The following is a 16160-nucleotide window of genomic DNA, read 5'->3' on the forward strand; positions in this document are numbered from 1 at the left end:
CCAATGGCAACCGGATTTTTTCTCCAATTTAACTCCTACATCATCACGCTACATAAAAACTCACTAATTCAAATAATTACTAACTGCCGATGCTCTTTCAGATACATGACTGTTCAACTCGCTTATAGCTGCCTGAAAGTCTGCGCTAGAATTCAAGAATGTATAACCCTCAACTTCTGCTGTTGCATAAGGCTCTACCAATGAAGAATAAGCAGCATATTCAGCTTGCATTCCGCTCACTGTAAAAATGTTATTCGCAAATTCCTGTACATAGCTATCATATTTTGCTTTGTAGGTTGCATCTTCATACAAGTATCCTATAAGAGGCCACTCTGTATCATTTAAGTCTGAGAAATCTAAAGCTAGAGACCCTTCTTGATTACCACGTTGCAAGGCTTCGTTATTATCCCAAGGAATCCATGACAATGTTTCTGTATCTGGATTGTTGTAAAGAAAATAGTTGTGTGTCATTCTACCATACGTATCCCAGTTTTGGATAACCGTGTTCACTGCTAAATAGTTCAAGAATGTTTCCGTATCAAAAATAGACTCTAAGTTGGCACGCCAAGCTTCAGGATCAGTTGTACGATTATCTGCATGTAAAGCAGCAAAAAGGCTTTCTATATCAGAATAATCAGCTTCGTCCTCATTAGTTTTCTTAACGAATACATCTTCAGAAAAAGAACCATCTGCAAAGCTAGCACCATCACCATCAGGCTTATACAAATTACCATCATTATCAGAGAATTGGGTGTCAATTACCGTATCATCTACTTCTTCAACCAAAGTATATACACCAAAATACTCAGGCCCATCACCATGGTCTACATAAACCTCATAAATTGAAGCATGAGAACTAGCTAAACCTGCTTCTCTGAACAAATCTGTAGCCACTTTTTCACGTAGCATAGACTGGTCATTATAGTTGTTTTTAAGACTTAGTTTTTTGAAACCATAAAAACGTTGATTGTCAATTTGCGGATATTCATCTTCAAACTCATCAAAATCTAGTTTAAACGACAATTTTAATATTCCTGCAGACCAGCTAGATTGCAAGCTGGAATTTCCTTTGAAACGTAGACCAACACGATACCATTCTTTGTCTTCAAAGAAAACTTCACCTGGAACAAAAATGGGGTCTTCATCAATTTCTACAAGTCCACCGCCACCTTGGCCACCAGCTGGAGGACCACCTGCTCCAGGTCCTGCACCAGTGCCACCAAATTCACCGTATAATGATGTCATATCATCTAACATGCTCTGCCATCTGTCTTCTGTGATAACAAGATCAAGACGTTTTACCGTATTGTCCTCAAAAACTACATCAAAATTAGGATCAGCAGATTTGGTATGGGTTAAGTCTGTCCAATCTGTTGCTTCAAAATCGCTATCAGCATATGTTTCTACATATTCCGCATCATCGTCATCTGTTTCATCAACAACCTCTTCCGTGGTTTCTCCATCGTCCACAACAGCATCAGTTACATCATCATCTGAGCAAGAAATTAAAAATGTGAAGTGCATTGCCATCAAGAGCAATAGGCTTACTTTTTTCATTATGAATTTATTTTTAGGTTAATATTTTCTATCCAAAGATGCTCATTAAAACAATGTTGATTTTTCAGAATCTGTGAACCCCTCATTGTTTTCAGTGAATGTTCAAATACAATCTGTAAACCATTTTTGATTATCGCAGTATGCTATAAATAACACTATTAATCCTTTTGTTTAAACACCAAGTAATCATAGTCAATCTCTGTATTTTACTGGGTGTGTGCAGTCCATCGAAAAAGTCTAATAACACATACTATTCGATTTAAAATTGAGTTTGATTTTATACCCAAAACTTAAATCGTTTCAAATGAAAAACATATCGTTCTACCTACTGGTTGCTGTTATGATCTCTATGACGTCTTGTAAAAAGGATGTTTTGAATTTAAATTCAGGTGAAGATACTTTTGAAGCTGACCAAGAAAATTTAGATGGACAGGGGTTGCCAAAGATGGAATTTAAAGCACAAGCCCCTAGCCTGACCAACACTAAAGAATATACTATAGATTTAGAACAATGGGATATTCCTAATGACGGGACCGATGCTATTAAAACCACAGCTAATTTACAGGCTGCTATTGACTGGGCCCATGATGAAGCTTATAGCAAAGTAATACTTCCAGAAGGAAATTATTTAGTGGGTGAAGATGTAAATGAAATTTACCAAGGCGGAATAGAAGTGCATGACAATACCGAGTTTATTTTTAGTGAAGGAGCCATTTTAGAAATAGATACTAATGACAAGTGGAACTACTGTGTAATTAGTTTAGACGGCGATAATATAATTATTAGGGATGGTATTATTCAAGGGGATAGAGATACCCATATTTTCACCCCACGCGAAAGCGATGGAAATACGTCTCACGATGAAGGTCATGGTATTTGTGTTTGGAACGATAGTAATGTTGTTCTTATAGATAATATGATTATCAGAAACACAACAGGCGATGGTTCTTTGGTCTTAGAAGCTACGGATGTTACATTTACAAATAACGATATTTACAACAACAGAAGACAAGGAATTTCTATTGTGGGCGGCACACGCATAACAATTACTGACAATGAAATTCATCACATAAATGGTACAAGCCCACAGTTTGGAATCGATATTGAAGGCGCTGGGCGTGTGGATGAAGATATCTTGATTCAGAACAATTATTTTCACCATAATACAGGCGGAGACATTGTAAACACCAGCGGCAAGAATGTTTACATTTTAGATAATATTCTGGAACAAGGAGAAGGCAACACGTATATAGATGGACCTATAGTCTCTTGGCACAAAACACATAACGTAATTGCTAGAAACACGATTACTATGGATACCGGTTCCGTAAATGGCCGGTTGGGTTATATTCAGTATTCCGGAGGAGGTGACAAAGGACATAACCGTGCCACCTATGTACACGATAATGTTTGTAATAATTGCGGAATGTACATGTACAAAAGCTCTGATGCAGATGTACGCCGTAATAAGTTCTACGGTTACTTTATGGCTTTTTCAGATTTTGAAAACGTAACAATGATAGATAATCTTGTCACTTATTCTGAAGAGTTTACCAACCTAAGGTACTGTTGGTCTTACCGTTTTAAAGATGCCACAGGTACCGCTACAGGAAATTATTTAGGTGATGAACTCCAAGACCTACCGTTAACAGAAACAGAACCGTATACCATGCAATGTGTGCTGGATGGTTGGTAGCAAATAAAAAAGAGAAGATAGAACCTTGTGTTCTGACCTTCTCTTGGGGACTACTAAGTAGGTTGTTTATGAAGAGGTATTCTTTATAAAAGATTCTGCTCCTAACCTATTTTCTTACTAAAAACTACTGTATTACCACACCTCTCTTAAAAACATATTTAATGTCTTGGGTGTTACTGATATTTTCTAAGGGGTTCGTATTTAGGATTACCAAGTTTGCTATTTTACCTTCTTCTATAGTTCCAATGTTCTTCTCTTGGCCTAAGCCCTCTGCGTTAACAATAGTTGCTGCTCTTATTGCATCTATATTAGATAAGCCTGCTGTGGTTAAAAGTTTAAGTTCTTTATGAAGATTTATAGTGCCATCTTCGGAAATCATATGATCAGACCCTGCTCCTATTTTGACTCCTTGCTCGTAAGCAATAGTAACCGCTCTAAAAGCATCAATCTTACCCAAGGCTTCATCCGACATATTTTTAATATCTTCTTTGAAATAGTAATACACGAACAGCGTAGCGTCTAAAATGCTGTTGTTATTTTTCATCGCATCAAAAAGCTGAATTACTTCTGGCGTATTTTTATCCCATTTTATGGCATCTAGTTTAGCTTTCCATTCAGCAGCTTTTTCTCTAGACTCAAAATCATGTCTTCCCTTTATTTCCCCTTTAGCCATTTGGTATTGCAAAAGCGACCCGGCATGAGACATAACGTCTGCACCTCCGTTTGTAATATCCAATGGTTTTGTGGGAGGCACTACCCCATGTGCCCAGACCTTTAAGTTTTGTCTTTTGGCTTCTGTTGCAATTTTTTTAAATAAGTATTTATCAACGTTTAGGTATACCTTAATCGCGGTCGCCTCTAAGCCTTTGGCTTCTGCTACGGCTTGTCTCAAATCCGTGGTGTCGGTAATGGCTTTTTGCCAAGAAACTTCACCCGCTTTTGCACCTTTGGCAACTTCTTGTGGGCGTGGGTCACTCGCAAAAAATTCAGGTCCTGCAATTATGGTCGAAAAGAAAACATCAGATCCAATGTCTTCTCCTATTTTCATATTCTTCTTCAACAATGTAAGCATCCGTCCATCACCTCCCATGTCACGCACACCCGTTACCCCAGCTTTTAAAGCTGTGTTTAGCTGATTCTGGGCCTCTTTTAACGTACCATGAGTAATATGAACATGCGCATCAATTAAACCGGGAATGATATACTTTCCTTTCAAATCATAAACAATAGCCCCTTTTGGAGATGTTGTAGCGCCGTCATAAGAAATTGTTTCTATTCTATCATCCTTTATCAGCAGACTTCCCGTTTTTCCCGTATCAGAAACCGCATCAATTATAGTTGCATTTTTTAAAACGACATAGGTAGGACTGGCTTTATCTGCTTCTGTGAATGGGCGGCGGTGTATAATAGAAGTGCAGCAAATAATAAAGTGATTTTTTTCATTTTAAGAGAGGTTAAGTTTACTGTTTGAATATTTTACTGAGTGCACGTTTGAAATTATCTCCCAACACCATTTTTATGTGTTCGTCCTTGTAGCCTTTTTTGATTAAACCTTCGGCAATGTCGTATACCCTGAATGGGTGATTCAGTTTTTCTATGGTCAACAAATAATCTTCATTGGTGTGGCATTGGTACTTTGCCGGTGCATTTTCCAGCGTATCTTTTCTCAATTGTAAATCGGCATAATCTTCAGTATATAGCCCTTGATCACTACCTATACCTACATGGTCAATACCCACCAACTGCGCTACGTAATCTATATGGTTTAAGAAATTTTCTATATAAACAGGTTCTTTTTCACTTACCATAAATCGTAAAATAGGAATACCAATAACGCCATCAGTTTTTGCCATTGCTTTTATGGCTTCATCCGTTTTTGACCTTGCCAAACCTTTGGCTATGGTACGGCACCCCCCATGGGTAATAAGTGCGGGTACTCCTTCGCAAGCTTCAATGCCACCAAGAGTGGTCATATCACCACAATGCGATACATCTACGCCCATACCCACTTCATTCATTCTACGCACTATTTGTTTCCCAAATTCGGTAATACCAGTGTCTACATCTTCAAAAGCGCCACAACCCAATCTGTTTTTACCGTTATAAGTTAATTGGGATACACGTTGTCCTAAACCGTAAAACAGGTTTACATCATCTACTGTTCTAAAATGGCTGCTTTCCTGATTGGTCATTAGCATGCCTATCTTCTTTGAAGACGATAAATTTTCAAGTTTAGACTTACTATCAATACGTTCAAAATACTGAGGGTTTGAAGCTATTATTCCATTTTGAACGGCCATAAACTTGAGCATGTCGTCATAAGCAGGAATCATATTTCCCCAACCAAAAACGTTCATTCCAGCGTCTCGTACAAACTGATAATCTTCTTTAGTAAATGAACCTGGAACCGTCTCCCAAAGCTCCGTAAGTGATTTGCCATCTCTTTTATGATAATCATCTCCAAACGTGCTCAGCATATCTATACAAGCCGTTTCATTAATCAATTGTTTGGCCTTGGCAGAATACTTCTTTAGTTCTTTTCTTTCCTTTAGCGTGATCTTGCTTTTCTGTACATTGGGTTCATGATTAGCACTGAGCGGCATAACCGATATACCGGCTACTGTAGCCCCCATTTTTTTTATAAAATTTCTTCGTTTTGATGTCATTCCTTATTCTTTTGAGATTGTACTGCAAAGTAGCCAAGCATGATACCTAAGGCAATATTCCATAAGGACAGTAAACCTATTTGTAAATGTTTAGGTAGGATGAATACGGTTGTCATGGCCGGAATCCAAAACCAAACAAGGGACCACCATGCTTTGGTAAGGCTATTCCAATCCATTTCCTTGCCTTCTATTTTGTTATCCGTAAACCTGTGAAAAGTTACGAATACGGGACCATAGATTATATTGGCAAAAAAGGAAACCGATAGCGCATAAAAGAAACTGCCCTTTGCCACATTAAACCACCAGCCTTTAGCAATTATAGCATCTATATAAGCAAAGAAGCCTGTAAAGGCATATTTAAAAGTGATACCAAGAAAGGCCCACACCAGCATTTTCAAAAATAGCTTAACGGGACCTGGACCAAAAAAATACCATCTTTTTAACCGTATACGGACTGCAATAAGTTCTCCTATAGTACCCAGAATACCAATTTGCACCGCACTAGACAGAAGTGGATATTCTTTTACAAAATTTAGATAGCTTTCAATCATATTATTAGTTGTTAAATGCAACTATTTATAAAAAGACTGTTACGTCTTTGATTTGGTATAACAATAAAGTCCGGCTGCAATATCTTCGCAAGCCACACCTAAAGATTTAAACACGGTCTTTTTTGATGCATCATATAAGTTTGAATCCTTCAACATTTCTGAAATATCCGCTTTAATAAAATCTAGAGCATCGTGCCCATTTTCTTTAGCAGGAATCAATAATTCCCCCGCCTCATTAGCTGCTGACAACCTGTTATCAACATATACATCTGAACTATTAATAATAGCCGACGCTAATTCTCTTGTGCTAGCCGTACAAGCACCTACAGCATTAATATGGGCATGACTTTTTAGATACTCATTATCTAATATGGGTTCTGTAGCCGCGGTAACGGTACAGATAATATCTGCATCCTTTGCAGCCTCTTCTATAGTATTGCAGACTATGAACTCAATACCTTCAAACTTCTCCATATCAGTAGCTAGTCGTTCGGCACTACTCCTATTTAGACTCCAGAGGGTAACTGTTTTAATATCCCTAACCTCCAACATGGCTTCAATATGTTTTTTAGCCTGTACACCGCTACCAAGGATACATAAATTCTTAGCTTCGGGAATTGCCAAAAGACTAGTAACCAGTCCGCTTACTGCAGCAGTTCTTATTCCCGTTATACCATCGGCATCTAAGCTGGTCATCAATTGCCCGGTAACAGTTTCATACAGATGAATAATACCTTGGTGTGAGCTTAGCCCTTGTTTGTAGTTATCAGGAAAAATACTCAAAATCTTAATTCCCATTACTTCATAAGGCCTAATGTAAGCTGGCATCATTCCCATAATTCCCTTTGTGGCATTTTGTAAAGGCATGGTAGCACGAAGCGGGTTTACAATATCCTTTTCGGCATCAAGTAAAAATAACTCCTTCATTACCTGAATACATTCGGACATGGGTAACAAGGATTCTATTTGGTCATTATCTAAAAACATCTATTCTAAATTCTCTATAATCTTTTGCAAAACAGTTTTGAATATGGCTAAGTCAGATGATTTTATATCGGTTTCTGATTTTTGTGTTATGCCATTAGCCACTTGTAAAGCTTCCTTTTCGAGCGCTTGCCCCTGTTTTGTCAAAAATATTTGTTTGTTTCTTTTGTCTTCGTCCAAGCAACGTCTTATGAGTAAACCTTTCTTCTCTAAAGTATCTATTTGCCTTATGGTCATCGTGCTCTTTTCTTTCTTAGCACGTTTAGCTAATTCTTGTTGATTAATGCCATCCTCTTTCCATAAATAAAATAAAATACGCCATTGTTCAATGGTGATATCTATACCATTTTCTTGAAATGCCAGCTGCAAATGCGCCGTTAAGACACGCTCTGTGGCACTTATGAGTCGTGATGAGGAATTGTATTGTTCGGCCTTAATAATGTTCGCTTTAAATTAATTGCAACATACAACTAATTTTTCGATATCTAGGAATTTTATGACTTTTGATTCTTCAAAAATTAGCATTATTAATTACCCGAATTATACCCTAAAAAGTTTTAGAAAAATATAAACCCACAGCACCATCTGTATAGCGTGGAATAAGTGCAATGTTCTTAGATTTTATAAAGGGGTTCCACTTGAAAAGATAATCAAAATGATACACCAGTTTGGTAACTAAGATGCCTATACCAGCACCTGCCAAAATATCTGAGATATAGTGTTTGTTGTTAAACAATCGTAGCCCACCTGTTACTGCTGCAAAGCCATAACCGCTATATGCCACGTAGGGATTGGTATCTTTATATTCCTCAAAAACAGCAGAACCAGATGCGAATGCAATGGATGTGTGCCCAGAAGGAAATGCATTATCATTAGAGCCATCTGGCCTAACTTTATAGACAGAATTTTTTATAGCTCTAGTAAAAACGTCGGTAAGTATCATAGATACCGCCAAATTTTTAGTTTGGTCAAACCAATGATTTTTGGCCTTTACCCCAATAACATTAGCAATAAATAAAGTTGCTACAGGTGCATACCTTGTGTAATCATCAATATGAGTTCGAAAATCGTTGCCTACCCAACCTTGGGCAGTTTCATGAAGGGATGATTCAAACCCGCTATCCGATAGGAGTATTCCTGTGGTAATCAAAGAAAGAGGTAAAATAGTCTTCTTGAATAACTTCTTTTTGGGTTTCACCTCTATACTATCAGTTTGAGCGCATAGGTTTCCTAAAGTGAAAAATACTAGGAGAAGGGCAATGTTTTTTCTCATATTCAGATGTTGTCAAGAGCTGTTTTACCACCTGAAAACTAAAGTATGTGTGAGTTCAAGTGCTTGAATTCTTTACCAATTTACAAAATGTTTTGAAAAATGAAATTTAAAATGTTGTGTCCTAAAATCGTTAACGGAGTAAACACTACTCTTTAGTATCTTCTAAAAATGCCCTAATCTGCTCGCCATCCCAATGACTGTCAAAACCAACAACACCTCTTTCAAAATCTCTTTCTAGTAGCTTTTCTTGTTGCTCCAACTCTTTACGGGCTTTAAAAATATAGTTTTCATCACCAATTTTCTTCTCTTTTGCCAAGCGTCTTAAACTGTCCTCGTCATACTTTATGAAATTCTGTACTTGACGCTGTAAGGTATACCTTCTAAAACCCATCTGACTAAGAACTTCACTGGCTAATTTTAAAGATGTTTCTAGAGATTCTCTATAAATATGATCTATATCCATATTTAAAAACTCATAGGCGGCATATCTGTTTTTGGCACGTACCATTAGTTTTACCTTTGGGTATTTACTTTTTACCGTTTTGGCCAATTCCTTTACCACTTCAGGATTATCCATTGCGCAGATTAAAATATTAGCCTCTGCAATACCTGCAGATTCCAATAAATCCGTTCTTGTTGCATCACCATAATACACCTCAAATCCCATCTTCCGTAGAAAATCTACACGGTTTGCATCATGATCTAAAATTGTGGCTTCCACTCCGTGAGTTCGCAGAAAACGACCGATTGTACTACCAAAATGACCAAAACCGACTAGAATTACTTTTTGCGATTTTGCAATATGATCCATAGGTCTTTTTATAGATTCCTTTGTTCCCAAACGTGGTAATAAAACCCGTTCGTTTATTATTCCAATAACAGGTGTAACGGTCATGGTTAAAGCGGTAACTACCAACATAATATCCATCTGGTCCTGCTCAATTATATTTAGAGAAAAAGCAAAGGACAAGAGTACAAAGGCAAACTCCCCAATTTGGGCCAAACTACAGGTCAATAACAAATTTTGATTTAATTTGAGTTTAAAGGCGGAGCCCGTAATAAACAGAACCAGACCTTTTAAGAAAATAACAGCAACCAGAATCCCCCCAACAATTAAAGGACTTTTTGCAATAACAATAAAGTTTATAGAAGCACCAACGGCCATAAAAAATAAGCCTAATAGCAGATTCTTAAACGGCTCAAGAGTACTTTCCAGCTCGTGTTTGAACTCACTGTTAGATAAGACCACACCCCCTAAGAAGGCCCCTAAAGCAGGGCTTAAACCTACTAGTTCCATCAAAAATGAAATTCCAAAAACTATAAGTAAAGCTGCGGCTATCAGTAGTTCCCGAACTCCGGTTTTAGCTACTTTTCGTAATAAGGGCACTATTAAATAACGCCCCGCAACAACTATAGTTACTACGGAAACCAAAATAGCTAAAGTCTGCAGCCCTAAAGGTAAGTTCTGAAGTAAATTAGCGTGCTCACCACTATTTTCTACAGCCGGTTTATCTGTGTTAGCTAATAATGGCAAAGCACCAAGCATGAAAATAACGATGATATCCTGAAACAACAATATGGAAAATGAAGATGCACCAAAGGTGGTATTCAACAATCCTTTTTCTTTTATAGTCTGCAGTGCTATTGCGGTAGATGACAAAGCTACGGCCATTGAAAATGTCAATGCTACCTTCCAGTCAAAACCGACCAGTATGAACAAAAAATATGAAAGTAGCATTGTGCCCGCTACCTGTATACCTCCCATTCCTAAAATAGTTTTTCGCATTTTCCAGAAGTTCTTTGGCTCTATTTCTAGACCAATTAAGAACAACATCATAACGACCCCAAATTCTGCAAAGTGAAGAATATCTTCCCCTTCCTTACCAATAAAACCTAACACGTATGGCCCTATTAACACACCAGCAATTAAATACCCCAATACAGAGCTTAGCCCTAAACGTTTCGCAATAGAAACACAAATAATAGCGCCTAATAAAAAGACTATGGCTTCAAAAAGAATACTACCTGTCATATCTATCTGTTTAGTTGTGGAATGTCATTAAAAAAAGAGAACTCGCTTACCTCAAGAAGGGCTATGTCATGATGCAGCAAATCAATCAATTTATCATATTGATTGGCAAAATCATGTAATTCTTGGTCTTCTATTTTATGGGTTCCCATTACCGCAAAAGGAGGGAAATATTGCATGCCGCACAGATTTGCAGTTTGCTGAAAAGGACGTAAGAAATCGTTTATGGAATAGCAGTTAATTCCATTTTCGCAATACATGGCTTTAGAACCACCTGTGGTGATAACGTTTAGGCATTTTTTACCCTGCAGAGCTCTTCCATTTGGTCCGTAGGCCCAACCAAACTCCAACACCATATCTATCCACTGTTTCATTAAAGGTGGACAACTGTACCAATAAAACGGATGATGAAAAATGATAATATCGTGCGCACTCATCAGCGCTTTTTCGGCATCTACATCTATATTAAAATCGGGGTAACGTTCATATAAGTCATGAAACGTAACCCCGTTTTTATCTTTAATTTTATCAACTAAAATGGCATTCGCCCTAGATTTTTCAAACTTAGGGTGAGAAAATAAAACCAATATATTTTTCATATTGCGAATTTAGTTGAAAGTACTCAGCAAAAATTCAATCTTATTTTCTTTTTATCAAAAACATATACTCATAACTTATTCTAACGTAATACGATATTGCTGCTCAACGAAACCAACTCTTCAATTTTAGCATTATCATAAGCATCTGGGTGAGCTTCTGAATAAAAGCCTTTATCATTATCAAAATACTTACCTGTTTCAGCTAAATCCGTCATCGCTAAATCGTACAAAATATCTACACCTTTCTCCGCTGGAGACCAGTGTTGACCATACGCTTCTTTTGCCATTTTAGTGTCTAGAAGCGAATAGGATTTACTGCTACAACAGAAATTGATGGTTCTTGTTTCGCTAAATAAAAACTCCACATCGTTAAGGCTAGCTTGCTTTGTGCATAAGCATCATTAGCTCCTAAACTAATACCGCCTTGTAATGCATTTAAAGAAACTGGAGATTGGGCTGCAGAACTAAGATTTACTATTCTAGGTGCATCTGCTTTTTTCAATAGCGGTAATACGGCATTTGTAAATTGATACGGTGCTAAATAATTCACTACTAAACGAACATCTACTCCATTCGTAGCAGTATCAATTTTAGCTTTGAAAATACCTGCATTGTTGACCAAAACATCAATTTGCGGCATTTTTTCGGCGACTTCTTTTGCCATCTTTCTTACGTCTGACAAGTTTGAGTAATCGGCTAAAAAACCTACCACATTATCATTCTTTGATTCTGCTTTGATTTCTGTTACGGTGGCATTTAACTTAGCTTCAGTTCTACCATGAACGCCAACAAAATGACCTTCTTTTGCCAAACGCAAGGCTAATAATTTACCTATTCCGTCAGTACTTCCTGTAATTAATATATGTTTCATTTTTGCTTTTTACTGTTGATGAAATATGGGCAGAACTTTGTCTGCTATTTTTTATAAAGTTATATCTATTTTACTTGTGGTCTTTTAAAAAGGTGCAAAGGTGTCTTTAGGACTGTTTGGTACACTCCAACGCTCACGAGCACTTATACTTTCTGTTGTAACAACTTTAGATGCTGAGTTATTTGCACTACCATAGCTACTTACACTGCCTCTTGGAATTTGCATGTGGTCTCCGTATAACCAAACTACCAAATTACTGCGCTGTCCACTGGTTATTGGGTGCGTAGCGTGTGCAACATTGCCTCTGTGAATTATTGCTTTGCCTGATTCAAAAGTAGTTTGTACCGTTTTTCCTGTGGTCTTATCATAGAAATCAACTTGTGAACCTGTAAAAGCTTCATCGGGTAAATTTATATTGATATTCAAGGTAGCAGCTGAGGCATCCGTATGCCCATTTAAATCTTTATCTTTATCTGGGTTGTACTGAATAGAAAAACCAAATGTTTGGTTGTCATAGCCATAAGTACCCAATAACAAACGCGCTATCGGACGCATATATCTGTCCATAATGTCGTTGTAAAATTCCTGAAAATTAGGTGCAGCAAGATACCCTTCTGAGCGTGGATCAAGCATAATCCCATAACGATTCAATTGTATTCCGTATGGTGCTCGTTTCGGAATTTGTGAATTTACTACAGCTTCTAAATAATTACGGAATTCAGCTAAGCGTTCAGGGTTAAAAAACTGCGCAACATAAACACCATAATAATTTCTTCCCATAAATCAGCAACAGCATTCTCTTTCTCTGGGTTTTCCCAAGCGTCTTTAATTGCCTTTTGCAAGCGTGGGTCCAGCAGTGTTTCATCAGGAACTAGTAAATTATCTTTGTTTTCAATTTCCCATTCTGCCCACATTTTCGAGTAAATTTCGGTTGCTATTCCAAAAATGAGAGACAGAGGCTTCACGGTTTAGCGAGGCTTCCCGAGAAGGTAATGTAAGTGTACGAGCTTGCTCGAGTATATTTTCATTTTTCATTGTATTTATTTTTTTACCAAAATCTACCTCAATAAGATATTTTGGTTTAGTAAACCTAGTTGTTTGTTTTTCTATTAATTGATCGGCTTATGTAACATTTAAGGACAATTAATCTGGTACAAATTTAGTCTTAGACAGCAGTAATTTTTTGGTAGTAAAAATGGTTGTTTAGGTATATTTCAAGGTTTTGTTTCATTAAAATTATTTAACAAATCCGCCGTAACGACTCATAATGCTAGTTGCACCAGCTACTGCGCTTTTTAATTCTGGAGTTACATCCCCATAAACTTTAAAACTATCCATTGTTGCACCTTCTAAAAACAGAGCTGCAAACTGAGACCAAACTGTTAGATGTGCCAAAGCGGCATCGGAGTCTTGGTATCGTTCATAAATATGAATAGTTTTCTGGTCTTCTGCAACATACCACTCGTGATTTAGCGAACCTTCTTCGTTAAATGTAGCTGCAGTTATTTTTTTCATGGCTTTGTTGATTATTTTGCCATCTACCGTCCAAGCTATGTTTTTATTGAGTTTCATACCGTGATCTTAAATTAAAAAGAATGCCTCCTATACAAGAGGCATTCATACTAGATTTTATTAATCTACAAATATGGATTTTACGTGTAACGTGTCCATATATTCTTTTATATACACGATTTTACCTTCAGAAAACTGAAACAAAAAGTGGTATGGATTGTTGTAAATTCTACTGTTAGTTAATTCTCCGTAAGAAATAAACTCTGCCGCTACCCTATCGCCTTCGGCTGTCCAGCCTACTGGAGTTAATTCTAATCCTTTTGGTATGGCAGTTTTCACCATTTTTATAAGGTCTGCTATTCCATTTTTATCCATTTTACCAGAAACAGGAGGATCTCCTTTAATTCCCATAGATTGCCAAATAACATCTTCACCTAAATAAGTAAGTGCATTTGTTGCATCGCCAGCTGAAAAACGTTCAAAAAAGTCAAGAACCGTTTGTTTATTTTGTTGTGTGCTCATAATTCTAATTCTTAAAATTTTTAGTTAACGCCTTGTAATCCCATTAATAGTGTTTCAAAATTTCTTTGATTCTCTATATCATTCTGAAAACCAGTATCATCTGCTAATGTAAAACGCTTAATTGCGGGAGATTTGCTTGTTGCTTGGTACAACCAATATGCCTCTTCTTTTAAAGCTTCTTCAATTGGTAAATCTATAGACGCATAAATAGTACGTTTAGCAGCTTCAATAGCATCTGAATTAAACTGTGACATTCTATTGACTAAATCTTCAACAAAAGCACCAATTTTATCCGCATCTAAAGCTCTATTTATTAGTCCGTATGCCTCTGCTTGGTCTGCATCAAAATCTTTTGCAGATAAAATCACTTCTAAAGCTCTACCTAAACCAATTTGACGCGCCATTCTAGATGATCCACCGCCACAAGGCAAAATTCCCATACCCACTTCCATTTGCATAAATACTGACTTACCACGTGCTGCAAAACGCATATCTGTTGCCAAAGCAAACTCGTGTCCGCCTCCTCTTGCAAAACCCTCTATTTTAGAAACTGTTATTTGTGGTAATTTGCTAATACGTTGCAACACTTTTTGTAAGTCTAACAACGCTATATCTTCTCTAGCAACTGTTTTTGTAGACATCTCTTTTAAGAAGTTAGTGTCTGCATGTGCTATAAAAATTTCTGGATGGGCAGATTGAAAAACTACTACCTTAATTGTACGGTCATTCTCTAAATCTTCAGCTAATATATTTAGCTCGTTGATCATTGGAATGTCCTGAATATTTACTGGTGGATTATCAAAAGTCACCAGGCTTGTCCTTCTTTTTCTTCTACTCTAAATGTTTTAAATACCTTGTTTTTCATGTCTAGTTATTTATAAATTTGTATCTGTTGTGTTTTAATTACAGTACAAATTTACTTTAGACACCTACCTTTAAATTGGTACAAAACAATGTGTTATAGGTAAAAAATAAGGTTACTTGTATTTTTTTTAGGACAAACTGGCTTTGTAGGCGCCAATAGTTACCCCTTTATAGGTTTGAAAGGTTTTGTTAAGGTGGCTAGAATCTGTAAAACCCAATTCCATTGCTATTTCAGAAAACTGCAAATCGGTATATTTTAACCTTGGTTTCTACTAGCTTTAATTTGTAGTTAAGAATGTATTTTTTTAAGGATACATCCGTATGTTTTTTAAAGTACTCGCTAATGTAATTGTCTGCCATATGAAACTCATCTGCCAAACTTTTAGTAGATAGCACATCTGAGTTATAAATGTTGGTATGTATGAAATTTATAATTTGCTGAATTTTTGAAGACTCTACAACTTTAGTAGTCATATCTGCATTTAAAAACTGAATGTTTCTAGCAATAAGATGAAGAATTACGGAAAGTGAATTTTGAATGATAAAAATATCAAAAGATTGCTTTTTTTCATTCTCTGTAGCTACCATATTAATCAAAGAAGTTAAATGCAATTTATCAGAATTGTTCTCAAATTGCATTTCACGTAGCTGATGACTTTCACTATTTAAAACACCTTCAATCTTACGGAACCAATCGTTCACCGGAAGATTTGCATTTTGTGAAACATCACCTCTAAAAAAACTTTTTAAGAATTTAATAGTTGTAACGGAACTAGCAGTATCGGCTTCAACAATGTAAATATCGTCGGGTACAAATACAAAAATGCTATTGGGAGTATAGCTTACTATTTTACCATTAATGCGTATTACGCCACTTCCTTTTTCAAAATATAAAATCTCAAAAAAACGGATGGTAGTGTATTTACAAAACGTAAAATACGATTGACCTTTGTACTGCTCAATTACAATATTCTCTATTATAGTCCTTGCCATAATTGTTTTTTACAATGTATTGGTATCCCCTTCTGCATGGTTG

At 36.6% G+C, this 16160-nt stretch carries 19 protein-coding genes; 1 reads left to right on the plus strand and 18 read right to left on the minus strand.

The genetic code is table 11. The features are described 5' to 3' along the window. Positions 1-63: 63 nt before the first annotated feature. On the minus strand, positions 64-1557 hold the full coding sequence (locus Q5W13_RS20635) for a CotH kinase family protein (protein ID WP_304444323.1): 1494 nt from the start codon (positions 1555-1557) through the stop codon (positions 64-66). Positions 1558-1861: 304 nt separating this feature from the next. Here Q5W13_RS20635 and Q5W13_RS20640 point away from each other — a divergent pair, with 304 nt between their 5' ends. Next, entirely contained in the window at positions 1862-3253 is a 1392-nt protein-coding gene (locus Q5W13_RS20640; RefSeq protein ID WP_304444324.1) for a right-handed parallel beta-helix repeat-containing protein, read from the plus strand. Between the two features lie 124 nt (positions 3254-3377). Here Q5W13_RS20640 and Q5W13_RS20645 read toward each other — a convergent pair whose 3' ends face one another. The 17 genes from Q5W13_RS20645 to Q5W13_RS20725 all read right to left on the minus strand — a co-directional run bounded on the left by Q5W13_RS20645 (position 3378) and on the right by Q5W13_RS20725 (position 16117). Further along, the gene (locus tag Q5W13_RS20645) at positions 3378-4469 is read right to left on the minus strand and encodes an amidohydrolase family protein (RefSeq protein ID WP_304444325.1); all 1092 of its coding nucleotides are present in this window, start codon (positions 4467-4469) and stop codon (positions 3378-3380) included. A gap of 244 nt (positions 4470-4713) precedes the next feature. Then, the gene (locus Q5W13_RS20650) at positions 4714-5919 is read right to left on the minus strand and encodes a dipeptidase (RefSeq protein ID WP_304444326.1); all 1206 of its coding nucleotides are present in this window, start codon (positions 5917-5919) and stop codon (positions 4714-4716) included. Then, positions 5916-6470 carry a hypothetical protein gene (locus tag Q5W13_RS20655; RefSeq protein WP_304444327.1) on the minus strand — a complete coding sequence of 185 codons (555 nt, stop codon included), beginning with the start codon at positions 6468-6470 and terminating at the stop codon, positions 5916-5918. Before Q5W13_RS20655 ends, Q5W13_RS20650 begins: the two co-directional genes overlap by 4 nt. A 39-nt stretch (positions 6471-6509) precedes the next feature. After that, positions 6510-7457, minus strand: coding sequence for an ornithine cyclodeaminase family protein (locus Q5W13_RS20660; RefSeq protein ID WP_304444328.1), 948 nt, complete (start codon positions 7455-7457; stop codon positions 6510-6512). After that, positions 7458-7823 (minus strand): MarR family winged helix-turn-helix transcriptional regulator, encoded by a 366-nt coding sequence (locus Q5W13_RS20665; RefSeq protein WP_304444329.1) that lies wholly within the window; start codon positions 7821-7823, stop codon positions 7458-7460. A 178-nt stretch (positions 7824-8001) separates the two neighbouring features. Then, complete coding sequence (locus tag Q5W13_RS20670) at positions 8002-8727, minus strand: phosphatase PAP2 family protein (RefSeq protein WP_304444330.1); 726 nt, start codon at positions 8725-8727, stop codon at positions 8002-8004. A gap of 145 nt (positions 8728-8872) precedes the next feature. Continuing rightward, positions 8873-10759, minus strand: coding sequence for a monovalent cation:proton antiporter-2 (CPA2) family protein (locus Q5W13_RS20675; RefSeq protein WP_304444331.1), 1887 nt, complete (start codon positions 10757-10759; stop codon positions 8873-8875). A 2-nt stretch (positions 10760-10761) separates the two neighbouring features. Continuing rightward, complete coding sequence (gene kefF / locus Q5W13_RS20680) at positions 10762-11355, minus strand: glutathione-regulated potassium-efflux system oxidoreductase KefF (RefSeq protein WP_304444332.1); 594 nt, start codon at positions 11353-11355, stop codon at positions 10762-10764. Between the two features lie 80 nt (positions 11356-11435). Next, complete coding sequence (locus Q5W13_RS20685) at positions 11436-11642, minus strand: hypothetical protein (RefSeq protein WP_304444333.1); 207 nt, start codon at positions 11640-11642, stop codon at positions 11436-11438. 8 nt (positions 11643-11650) lie between these two features. Then, on the minus strand, positions 11651-12226 hold the full coding sequence (locus tag Q5W13_RS20690; RefSeq protein ID WP_304444334.1) for an SDR family NAD(P)-dependent oxidoreductase: 576 nt from the start codon (positions 12224-12226) through the stop codon (positions 11651-11653). An 84-nt stretch (positions 12227-12310) separates the two neighbouring features. Beyond that, positions 12311-13006, minus strand: coding sequence for a 2OG-Fe(II) oxygenase (locus tag Q5W13_RS20695; protein WP_304444335.1), 696 nt, complete (start codon positions 13004-13006; stop codon positions 12311-12313). Then, entirely contained in the window at positions 12949-13191 is a 243-nt protein-coding gene (locus Q5W13_RS20700) for a hypothetical protein (protein ID WP_304444336.1), read from the minus strand. The genes Q5W13_RS20695 and Q5W13_RS20700 overlap by 58 nt, the downstream gene beginning before the upstream one ends. 271 nt (positions 13192-13462) lie before the next feature. Further along, positions 13463-13798, minus strand: coding sequence for a putative quinol monooxygenase (locus Q5W13_RS20705; RefSeq protein WP_304444337.1), 336 nt, complete (start codon positions 13796-13798; stop codon positions 13463-13465). A 60-nt stretch (positions 13799-13858) separates the two neighbouring features. Then, on the minus strand, positions 13859-14260 hold the full coding sequence (locus Q5W13_RS20710) for a nuclear transport factor 2 family protein (RefSeq protein ID WP_304444338.1): 402 nt from the start codon (positions 14258-14260) through the stop codon (positions 13859-13861). Between the two features lie 20 nt (positions 14261-14280). Next, positions 14281-15069, minus strand: a complete 789-nt coding sequence (locus Q5W13_RS20715) for an enoyl-CoA hydratase/isomerase family protein (protein WP_304444339.1) — start codon at positions 15067-15069, stop codon at positions 14281-14283. A gap of 183 nt (positions 15070-15252) precedes the next feature. After that, a complete protein-coding gene (locus tag Q5W13_RS20720) occupies positions 15253-15348 on the minus strand; it encodes a hypothetical protein (protein ID WP_304446557.1) in 96 nt (31 codons plus the stop codon). A 7-nt stretch (positions 15349-15355) separates the two neighbouring features. Beyond that, positions 15356-16117 carry an AraC family ligand binding domain-containing protein gene (locus Q5W13_RS20725; protein ID WP_304444340.1) on the minus strand — a complete coding sequence of 254 codons (762 nt, stop codon included), beginning with the start codon at positions 16115-16117 and terminating at the stop codon, positions 15356-15358. Between the last annotated feature and the right edge of the window lie 43 nt (positions 16118-16160).

Origin of the sequence: Zobellia laminariae, assembly GCF_030553095.1 — a bacterium.
Lineage (GTDB): Bacteria > Bacteroidota > Bacteroidia > Flavobacteriales > Flavobacteriaceae > Zobellia > Zobellia laminariae.